This is a genomic window from Actinacidiphila rubida, assembly GCF_900110255.1.
In the GTDB taxonomy this organism is placed as follows: domain Bacteria; phylum Actinomycetota; class Actinomycetes; order Streptomycetales; family Streptomycetaceae; genus Actinacidiphila; species Actinacidiphila rubida.
This window is the reverse complement of record NZ_FODD01000091.1, coordinates 1-9,537: the sequence shown is the minus strand read 5'-3', so window position 1 is coordinate 9,537 and position 9,537 is coordinate 1. Positions and strand designations below refer to the sequence as shown.

General features: G+C 75.2%; 7 protein-coding genes and 1 pseudogene. 5 read left to right on the top strand and 3 right to left on the bottom strand.

Annotation, left to right across the window (positions count from 1 at the left end; genetic code table 11):
- The 3 genes and pseudogenes from BMW99_RS38485 to BMW99_RS38475 form a co-directional block, all read left to right on the top strand.
- A pseudogene (locus tag BMW99_RS38485) lies at nucleotides 1–222 on the top strand (TetR family transcriptional regulator); the annotation flags it as partial.
- A gap of 150 nt (nucleotides 223–372) precedes the next feature.
- Nucleotides 373–1,437 (top strand): alpha/beta fold hydrolase, encoded by a 1,065-nt coding sequence (locus BMW99_RS38480; protein ID WP_075018405.1) that lies wholly within the window; start codon nucleotides 373–375, stop codon nucleotides 1,435–1,437.
- A gap of 216 nt (nucleotides 1,438–1,653) precedes the next feature.
- Complete coding sequence (locus BMW99_RS38475; RefSeq protein WP_075018404.1) at nucleotides 1,654–2,520, top strand: alpha/beta fold hydrolase; 867 nt, start codon at nucleotides 1,654–1,656, stop codon at nucleotides 2,518–2,520.
- Between the two features lie 205 nt (nucleotides 2,521–2,725).
- Here the strand turns inward: BMW99_RS38475 and BMW99_RS42570 are convergent, their stop codons facing one another.
- Both BMW99_RS42570 and BMW99_RS38465 read right to left on the bottom strand, forming a co-directional pair.
- Complete coding sequence (locus BMW99_RS42570; protein WP_245791805.1) at nucleotides 2,726–3,202, bottom strand: hypothetical protein; 477 nt, start codon at nucleotides 3,200–3,202, stop codon at nucleotides 2,726–2,728.
- Between the two features lie 93 nt (nucleotides 3,203–3,295).
- Nucleotides 3,296–3,664 (bottom strand): hypothetical protein, encoded by a 369-nt coding sequence (locus BMW99_RS38465; RefSeq protein WP_069464492.1) that lies wholly within the window; start codon nucleotides 3,662–3,664, stop codon nucleotides 3,296–3,298.
- Between the two features lie 353 nt (nucleotides 3,665–4,017).
- Between BMW99_RS38465 and BMW99_RS38460 the strand changes: the two genes are divergently transcribed.
- Nucleotides 4,018–6,834: an AAA family ATPase gene (locus BMW99_RS38460; protein ID WP_075018403.1), complete on the top strand. Its 2,817-nt coding sequence runs from the start codon at nucleotides 4,018–4,020 to the stop codon at nucleotides 6,832–6,834.
- A gap of 199 nt (nucleotides 6,835–7,033) precedes the next feature.
- Entirely contained in the window at nucleotides 7,034–7,546 is a 513-nt protein-coding gene (locus BMW99_RS38455) for an SRPBCC family protein (RefSeq protein ID WP_069462103.1), read from the top strand.
- Between the two features lie 101 nt (nucleotides 7,547–7,647).
- On the opposite strand, the gene BMW99_RS38450 is transcribed toward BMW99_RS38455, so the two are convergent.
- Entirely contained in the window at nucleotides 7,648–9,165 is a 1,518-nt protein-coding gene (locus BMW99_RS38450) for an MDR family MFS transporter (protein WP_177226154.1), read from the bottom strand.
- Between the last annotated feature and the right edge of the window lie 372 nt (nucleotides 9,166–9,537).

Here is a 9,537-nt window from a genome sequence, read left to right as displayed (position 1 = left end):
TGTGTGCGGGAGGTGGAGGTGTTCCTGCGGCGGGCGGTGGACGAGGGGGTGCTGCGGGGGGACCGGCCGGAGGGATGGGCCGCCGCCCTCCTGCCGGAACTGGTGAACCTCGCGGCGCACGGGCAGCCGCAGCTCGGCCCCGGGCAGGCCGCCGACCTGGTCGTCGACACGTTTCTGCGCGGGGACGGCGCCGGCCCGGCGGGGGCCGGCTCAGTCGAATGACGTACGACGGCGGGCGACGCCGCACCGGGGCGGGCGGGGGCGTCGTGAGCGACGTGTGAGCCCGACGCGCCGGACCGTCAACTTACTGATGTGTGACCTGTCGTGCCGGGCGAGAGTGGTGCCACCGCAACCGCACGACGGAGGATTCCCATGATCAACAGGCGCACTTTCGGCAAGGCCGTCGGCCTGGGCACCGGAGCGGCCGCCGCGACGATGTTCGGCCTGCCGGGCAACGCGTCCGCCGCCACCGCCGCCCGGCCGAGCGCGGGCCCCGCGCCCACCGTGCCGCTCGTCACCCCCGGCACCCACACCGGCTTCAGCACGCTCAAGCAGGTCAGGGCGGGTGTGCTGGACGTCGGTTACGCCGAACTCGGGCCGTCCCACGGCCCCGTCGTGCTGCTGCTGCACGGCTGGCCGTACGACATCCACAGCTTCGTCGACGTCGCCCCGCTGCTGGCCGACCAGGGCTACCGCGTCCTCGTCCCGTACCTGCGCGGCCACGGCAGCACCACGTTCCTGTCCCGCCGCACCCCGCGCACCGCCGAGCAGTCCGCGGTGGCGCTGGACATCATCGCGTTCATGGACGCGCTGCGGATCGACCAGGCGCTGCTCGCCGGCTTCGACTGGGGTTCGCGGACCGCCGACATCATCGCCGCCCTGTGGCCCGAGCGTGTCAAGGCGCTGGTCTCCACGAGCGGTTACGTCATCACCAACGTCCAGACGCAGCTGTCGCCCGCGGCCCCGGCCGTCGAGCACAACTGGTGGTACCAGTGGTACTTCTCCACCGACCGCGGCAAGCAGGCCATGGAGAACGAGACCGAGCGCATCGCGCTGTGCCGCTACGTGTGGACCCTCGTCTCCCCCAACTGGGCCTTCGACGACGCCACGTTCGCGCGCACCGCCGAGGCGTTCAAGAACCCCGACTACGCCGCCGTCGTCCTCTTCAACTACCGCTGGCGCATCGGCCTGCTCGAGACCGAGCCGCGGTACGCCCACTACGAGAAGCAGCTCGCCGCGGCGCCGTCCATCGGCGTTCCGACGGTGACCCTGGACCCCGCGCTCGACCCGTTCACGGCGCCCGGCGACGGCACCGGCTACCGCGACCACTTCACCGGCCCGTACCTGCACCGGACCATCCAGAACATCGGCCACAACCTGCCGCAGGAGGCGCCCACCGTCTTCGCCCAGGCCGTCGTGGACGCCGACCACCTCTGAGCGACCACGCCCGCCGGCACATGTGTGCCGGACTGCGACGCGCGGCCGTACGGGACGACCTCCCGTGCGGCCGCGCAGGTGTGAGTACCCCTCAATTCAGTCACCGGCTTGACAGGTGACGACGCCACCTGGCAGATTCATCACCAGTCAGGGCGGTGATGTTCTCCGGCGCAGCCGGTCCGCCCCCTGTCGGGAGACCTCTGGAAGGGGAACGTCGTGGTCAGCATCAAGGGTGGACGCAAGCGACTGGTGACGGGCGCGGCCGCCACGCTCACGGCGGGGCTGGCGCTCGGCGCGTTCGCCCTCAGCGGCACGGCCAGCGCGAGCGCGCACGACGGTGCGGCCGGGCACGAGGGCGGGGCCGGACGCGCCAAGCCGACGATCGTCCTGGAGCACGGCGCCTTCGCCGACGGCTCCAGCTGGAACGGCGTCATCACGCGACTGCGCGCCGACGGCTACCCGGTCGTCGCCGCCGCCAACCCGCTGCGCGGCCCGGCCTCCGACGCGGCCGCCCTGCGCACCGTCCTCGACCACGTCAAGGGCCCGAAGATCCTCGTCGGCCACTCCTACGGCGGCAACGTCATCAGCGAGGCCGCCACCGGCGACGCGGACGTCAAGGCCCTCGTCTACGTCGCCGCGTTCCTGCCCGCGCCCGGGGAGAGCGCGCTGGAGCTCACCAACAAGTACCCGGGCTCCACGCTGCCCGACGCCCTGGACCCGGTGACGTACCCGCTGCCCGGCGGCGGCACCGCCACCGACCTGTACATCCAGCAGGACAAGTTCCGCCACCAGTTCGCCGCGGACGTCCCCGCGCAGCAGGCCGCGCTGATGGCCGCCGAGCAGCGGCCCATCGCGCAGTCCGCGCTGGAGGAGAAGGCCACCAGCGCCGCGTGGGAGACGAAGCCGAGCTGGGACGTCATCACCACCCAGGACCTCAACATCCCGCCGGCCGTGCAGCGGTTCATGGCCGGGCGCGCGCACGCGCACACCACGGAGGTCGCCGCCTCGCACTCGGTCGCGGTCTCCCACCCCAAGCTCGTCGCCGACGTCATCGAGCAGGCCGCGCAGGCCACCGCCCGCTGACCCCGCGTCGCCCCCGCCGCTCCCGCGTCCGGCGCACCCGTGAACGCCGGGCGGGCGGCCCGGCACCGGCCTCCCCGCCGGTCCGGCCGCCCGCCCGGCTTCCGCGTTCCTGGCGCAGTGCGGTCGCCCCGGCCGCGTCCGTCCGCGCGCGAAAGGGCCGGCGGCGTCCTGCCGCCGGCCCTCGGCCGTCCCCGCGCGGTCGCCCTCAGCCGCCCAGGCGCTCCGCGACGAGCGTCGCCAGGCGCAGGGCCGAGTGCAGTCCGGCGACCTCGGTGACCGTGGGGCGGACCACGGTCGACCAGTCGCCGCGCAGGCCCGGCCACATGGCCAGCAGGACCCGGCCGCCGGGCAGGCCCAAGTGGGCGGTGACGTCCATCTGTTCGGGGCCGGCCGGGGTCCAGGACAGCAGGACGCGGCCCGGCGGGACGCGGTCCGGCGCGCTCAGCGGCAGCCACGACGCCGTCAGCCCGCCGCCCGAGGGCGTGACGATCGCGCCGCGGACGTCCGCCGGCATCGGCGCGCCCGTCAGCTCGGACAGGCCGACCCGGCGCGTGTCGGAGCCCGGCACCAGGGAGAGGGCGGGCCGGCCCGCACCCGTGCGCGGCAGGTTCCGCCGGGGCGCGCGACGCACCTTCGCCGCGCGGTCGCAGCACGATCGGCCCCATCTCTGGTCCGTGGTCATGGTCCTCACCCCTCCGTGTCCGGTGTGCGCGCTTCGCGGCTTTGAGTCTTCCGGAGGAGGTGGGGTGCCGACATCCGTCATCTGACTGCCCGGTCAGGCAGCCGGGCCGGCCGTCCCCGCCACGCGCTCCAGCAGCGGGGTGACGGCGGTCAGCGCCGCCTCGCCGTCCGCCCCGGGGCCCGCGGCCAGATCCCACACCTCGCCCAGCAGCCGGGCCAGGCGGCCGCCGCCGGCGTGCAGCAGCGCCATGCTCCCCTCCTCCAGCGTCTCCCGCACCCGCTCGCGGGTGAACTGCCCGTCCCCTGCGGTGGCGACGAGCAGGCGGGTGGTGAGCAGCCGCTCCAGGGTGCCGGGCGTCCAGGCGCCGCGGTCGAGGTCGGCGGTGAGCCTGGCGGTGAGTGCGGTGAGCCGTCCGGCGGCGGGCGCCGTCAGGTCGCGGGGAGGAACGGGGTGGTCGGACATCGGAGTCGCTGCCTCACTGGTCTGCGTCTGTGCGGTGGGAGTGGACGGAGGTGTGCTGCCGGGGGCGGCCGCGGGTGTGCGTACCGGCGAACCCTCGGGTCCCCTCCATAGACACGTATGAAGGGGCGCAAAGGTTCGCCGGTACACACCTGGTGTCCGGTGTTCACGCGCGCGCGTTGTGTCCGTTCCCGTTCCTTCGCCTGCTCCGGCCGATCCGGCGGGTGAGACGTGACGGGCCGCATCTGGACATTTTTTCGGCTCCGATGGTTCCATGAACGGAACGAAGCCGAGTAGGGGCAGCCAGGTCGGCGCGGAGCACGGGACGCTCGTCGCGGGCCTGGGGAGGCAGTCGGGTGGACGACCTGGAGCCGGGGGCCTGCCCGGCCTTGATCCGGCTGGTCGGGCGCGGGGACGACCTCGCCTTCATCCGGGCCTTCTTCGGTGACGCCGGGGCCCTGGGCGCCGGGGTCCGCGGCGCTGCCCTGGTGGTCACCGGCGAGGCGGGCGTCGGCAAGTCCGCCGTGCTCGACGCGGTGGCCGGGGGCGCGGTGCGCGACGGCGTCCGGGTGCTGCGCGCGGCCGGCGTCCAGTTCGAGGCCGACATCGCCTACGCCGGGCTCAACCAGCTCCTCGTCCCGCTCTTCGACGACTTCGAGGCGCTGGACGCCGTCCACCGCGACGCGCTGCGGGTCGCCGTCGGCATCGGCGGCGGGCCGGCCCCCGACCGCCTCCTGACGTCGACCGCCGTCCTGCTGCTGCTCCGCCTGATCGCCGAGCGGACGCCGCTGCTGCTCGTCGTGGACGACCTGCCGTGGCTGGACCGCGCGACGACCGCCGTCCTGGGCTTCGTGGCCCGGCGGCTCGTCGGCAGCCGCATCGGCTTCCTCGCCGCGTCCCGCGAGGGCACCGACAGCTTCTTCGAGTCCGGCGGCCTGACCGAGCGCCGGCTCGCGCCGCTGGACGACGCGGCGGCCGCCGAACTGCTCGGCCTCGCCCACCCCGAGGTGTCCCGCGCGGTGCGGCGCCGGGTCGCGGCCGCCGCGGGCGGCAACCCGCTGGCCCTGGTGGAGCTGCCCACGGCGCTGACCGCCGCGCAGCGCGCGACGCTCACCGCGGTGCCCGCCGTGCTGCCCCTCAGCGAGCGTCTGCGGGCGGTGTTCGCGGCCCGGGTGGCCGCGCTGCCCGACGCCTGCCGTGAACTGCTGCTGCTCGCCGCGCTCGACGGCACCGGCGAGCTGGCGGTGGTGGAGGCCGCCGCGGCAGGCCGGGCCGCCGTCGACGACCTCGCCCCCGCGGAACACGACCGGCTGGTGACGATCTCCGCCGACACCCGGCACCTGGCCTTCCGGCACCCGCTGGCCGGCGCCACGGTCGTGGACTCGGCCACCGCGTCGCAGCGCAGGCGGGCGCACCTGGCGCTCGCCGACGTCCTCGACGGCCACCCCGAGCGCCGCGCCCGCCACCTGGGCGAGGCCACGGTGACCCCCGACGAGACGGTCGCGGCCCTGCTCCAGGAGGCTGCCCGCCACCGGCTGCGGCGCGGCGACGCGCTGGGCGCGGTGACGGCGCTGACCCGCGCCGCCGGACTGAGCCCGCGGGCCGCCGACGCGAGCCGCCGGCTGGCCGAGGCCGCCTACGCCGGCGCGGAGGCCGGCGGCGAACTGGCCGACGCCTCCCGGCTGCTGGCCGGTGCCCGGCTGGCCGATCCGGCCGGCCGGGAGTCGCTGCACGCGGCGTCCGCGTCCGCCTTCCTGCTGATCAACGGCGACGGCGACATCGACACCGCGTACCAGCTGCTGGTCGGCGCGATCGAGGCCGGGGACCACGGCTGGGAGGCCGCCGACGGCGCGCTGGTCGAGGCCCTGTACACGCTGGCGCTGCTCTGCTGGTACGGCGGCGACCCGGCGCGGTGGGAGCCGCTGCTGGCGTTCGTGGACCGGCTGACCCCGGAGCCGCCGGAACTGCTGTGGGTCATGACCCGCACCTTCGCCGACCCCGCGCACGTCGGCCCGGCGGCGCTGCCCCGCCTGGAGAAGCTGATCGCCGCGATCGGCGACGACGCGTCGCAGGTGACCCGCGTCGCCACGGCCGCCGTCTTCGTCGACCGCCTCGGGGACGTCCGCTGGTCGATGCGCCGGCTCGTGGAGCAGGGCCGCGCCGGGACCGCGCCCGTCCGCCGCCACATCGGGGCCCTGGTACACCTGTGCCTGGACTACCAGCACCTCGGCCGGTGGGACGACGCCGCGCAACTGGCCGTCGAGGGACTGGCGTTGTGTGAGGAGCACGGCTACCGCTTCTTCACCTGGTTCTTCCGGTACGCGCAGGCGGCGCTGGCCGCCGCCCGGGGCGACGCGGAGGCCAGTGCCGAACTGGCCGAGTCGATCGTCCGCTGGGCCGCGCCCCGCGGCGCGCACGGCGCGCGGCAGTTCGCCCTCCACGCCAGGGCGCTGGCCGCGATCGGCAGCGGCGACTTCGAGACCGCCTACCAGCACGCCTGCGCGCTCACCCCGCCGGGCACCGTGGCGCCCTTCACGCCGATCGCGATGTGGGGCGCGCTGGACCTCGTCGAGTCGGCGGTCAGGACCGGCCGGGACGCGGAGGCCGCCGCGCACGCGGCCGCGATGCGGGCGTCGGCGATGGCGGACCTGTCGCCGCGGCTGGAACTGCTGGTGCGGGCCTGCGAGGCGCTGGCCACGCCGGGGGAGGCGGGCGTCGCACTCTTCGAGCGGGCGCTGTCGCTGCCCGGCCCCGAACGCTGGCCGTTCGACGTCGCCCGCGTGCGGCTCTTCCACGGCGAACGCCTGCGCCGGCTGCGGGCCACGACCGAGGCCAGGGAGCAGCTGACCCTGGCGCTGGAGGCCTTCCAGCGGCTGGGGGCCGGGCCCTGGGCGACGCGGGCGGCGGCCGAACTGCGGGCCAGCGGGCAGTCCGCGCCGTCGGCGGCCCGCCCGGGCCCGGTCACGCTCACCGCGCAGGAGCGGCAGATCGCCGCGCTCGCGGCGACCGGCCTGACCAACAAGCAGATCGCCGAACGGCTCTTCCTGTCCCACCGCACGATCGGCACGCACCTCTACCAGATCTATCCCAAGCTCGGCATCACCTCGCGGGCCGCGCTGCGGGACGCGCTGTCCGACCTCGACGCACGGGCCGGTACGGGCGCCGCCGGCTGACGCGGCCCGTCCCCTCAGGTGTCGTCCCCCGGGGGCGGGACCGGGCGGCTCCCACGGGCCCGACGGCCGCGCGGGACGCTCAGTCAGATGACGTATGCGGTGCTCCCGGTGCCCGCTCAGAGTGGACGCGGGGGGCGTCCTGCCCGGCCCCCGCAGGCAGGCCCGCCGCCACCCGGCGTCAGGAAAGGGGGCACACCGGATGCTGCACGCCCCGGACGACCGTCCGGACATCCACGAGCCGTACGGCTCCCCGCCGGACCCCTCCCACCGCTTCTGCCAGGCGCAGGCCGTCGTGCCCACCGCTCCCGGGACCGTGTTCGCGCTGCTCAGCGCCATGGCGCGGTGGCCGCTGTGGGTGCCGGGCGTCACCGGGGCGGGGCCAGGGCCGGGGGACGCTCGCGCCGGCCTGCTGCTGCACGGGCACCGCGTCGAGGCCGTCGTGACGGAACGGGCGGCGCCGGGCCGGTTCGCCTGGTCGGGGACCGGAGACGGCGTCCGGCTGTACCAGGTGTGGCGGCTCACCGCCGTGGAGGACGGCACGCACGTCGTGACGGAGTACGGGGTGACGGCGGGCCGCGTGACGGCCCCCGGGGCGCTCGACGTGGCGTCCCCGTCCTGGACGCGGCGCCTGAACGCGCTGTGGCTCGCGCAGCTCGACGGGCTCGCGGCGCGGAGCGCGGACGGCGGGCCGTCGCAGGACCCGCTGCCGTAGCGCCCGCGGCCCGTGAGCGGCGAAGCTCGCCGCCTTCCGCACATGCGGCAGCCGGCGCCCCTCGGGGCGCCGGCTGCGGCAGGGACGGTGCGGGCCGCGGATCATGCGGCCTTGACGGTGCCGTCGGCGGCGGTCCCGGCCATCGCGCCGGTCGCTCCGGTCCCGGTGGTCCTGACATTCCCGGCGGGCGCCGGGCGCTGCGGCCGGGCGGGCTCGAGGAAGAGGGCCAGGGCGGTGCCGGCGACGAGTGCGGGGGCCATCCACAGGTAGCCGGCCGCGGTGGCGTGGGCGAAGGCGTCCAGCGCGGTGCCCTGGAGGGCGGCGGGGAGGTGGCCGATGGTGTCGGGGCGGGCGGCGTCGAAACCGCCGGCGACGGGCAGGCCGCGGGTGCGGTCGGCGAAGCCGGTGTTCAGCAGGGTGCCGAAGATCGCGACGCCGAAGGCCGCGCCGATGGAGCGGGCGAAGGTGACGACGGCGCTCGCGGCGCCCAGGTCGGCGGGCCCCACGCTGTTCTGCACGGTGGTCATCACGACCATGGGCACCATGCCGATGCCGACGCCGGTGATCAGGAAGTAGCCGCTCAGGACCAGGGTGCTGGTGCCTGCGCCGATGGTGCTCAGCAGCAGCAGGCCGGCGAGGTTGGCCAGCAGGCCGCCCAGCAGGATCCGGCGCAGCAGGGCGGTGCGGGCGGCCCAGCGTCCGGCCAGGGACTGGCTGACGACCAGGCCGGCGACCAGCGGGAGCATGAACACCCCGGAGAGGGTCGCGGACACCCCGTGGACGATCTGCAGGTAGGTGGGCAGGTAGACCAGGACCGCGAACATGGCCGCGTTGGCGACGAACCCGATGAGCGAGGAGAAGACCACGGTCCGGGAGGTGAACATCGCGGGCGGCAGGACCGGGGCGGCGGCGCGGCGCTCGACCGGCACGAGCAGGACCGCCAGCGCGACGGTTCCGGCGATCAGGCCGGTGATGGCCGGTGAGGTCCAGCCCCACCGCTGGCCGAACGAGGTGACCAGGACCAGGCCGGTGGCGATGGCGGCCAGCACGAGCGACCCCAGGTAGTCGATCCGGGCCCGGGACCTGCGGGAGGCCGCGGGCAGCGACCGCGCCGCGACGGCCAGCGCGACGGCGCCGATGGGCAGGTTGACCAGGAAGGCCCACCGCCACGACAGCTGGTCGGTGAACACGCCGCCCAGCAGCGGGCCGACGATGCTCGCGACGCCGTAGACCGACCCGAACATGCCCTGGTAGCGGCCGCGTTCGCCCGGCGCCACGATGTCACCGACCAGGGCGAAGGTCAGCACGATCATGCCGCCGCCGCCCACGCCCTGCAGCACGCGGGCGCCGATCAGCTCGGGCAGGCTCTGCGCCAGGCCGCAGGCCACCGAGGCGATCAGGAAGATCGAGGTCGACGCCAGGTACAGCCGCTTGCGGCCGAACATGTCGCCGAGCTTGCCCCACAGCGGGGTCACCGCGGTCGAGGCGAGGAGATACGCGGCGCTGACCCACGCGATGTCGTCGAACCCGTTGAGGTCCTCCGCTATCCGCGGCAGCGCCGTCGAGACGATGGTCTGATCCAGGGCCGCCAGGAGAACCGCCAGGATCAGCGCGCTCATGGCGGCGGCCACACCCGCGCGGGGCGGTGCGGGCTGCTGTGCCTTCGACGCTTGGGACGCCTTGGACATCGTCGGTGCCTCTCTGAGGAAGGGCCTCCGTGGACGGGGGCCGGTGGACCGGTGGTGCGGACCGCGACAGGGACGAGAGAGTCGTCTCATCCGCTAGGCACTACCTGGTCTATCTGTCACTTCAATGTAGCACTTAGAAGAGGGATGTCAACGCGAGCGAGGCGCTAGCCATGCGAGGTTGCACAGGGTCCCGCTAGACTCGGTGCCGTGAGAGCTGATGCGGCGCGGAATCTGGAAGCTGTTCTGACGACGGGTGCGCGGATGCTGGCGGTGGATGCGGGGGCGAGTATGGGGAGCATCGCG

What these genes read in the sequence shown, in the direction of transcription:
- BMW99_RS38480 (WP_075018405.1), top strand. Translation starts at nt 373, where the DNA reads ATGATCAACAGGCGCACTTTCGGCAAGGCCGTCGGCCTGGGCACCGGA.
- BMW99_RS42570 (WP_245791805.1), bottom strand. Translation starts at nt 3,202, where the DNA reads ATGACCACGGACCAGAGATGGGGCCGATCGTGCTGCGACCGCGCGGCG.
- BMW99_RS38465 (WP_069464492.1), bottom strand. Translation starts at nt 3,664, where the DNA reads ATGTCCGACCACCCCGTTCCTCCCCGCGACCTGACGGCGCCCGCCGCC.
- BMW99_RS38455 (WP_069462103.1), top strand. Translation starts at nt 7,034, where the DNA reads ATGCTGCACGCCCCGGACGACCGTCCGGACATCCACGAGCCGTACGGC.
- BMW99_RS38450 (WP_177226154.1), bottom strand. Translation starts at nt 9,165, where the DNA reads ATGAGCGCGCTGATCCTGGCGGTTCTCCTGGCGGCCCTGGATCAGACC.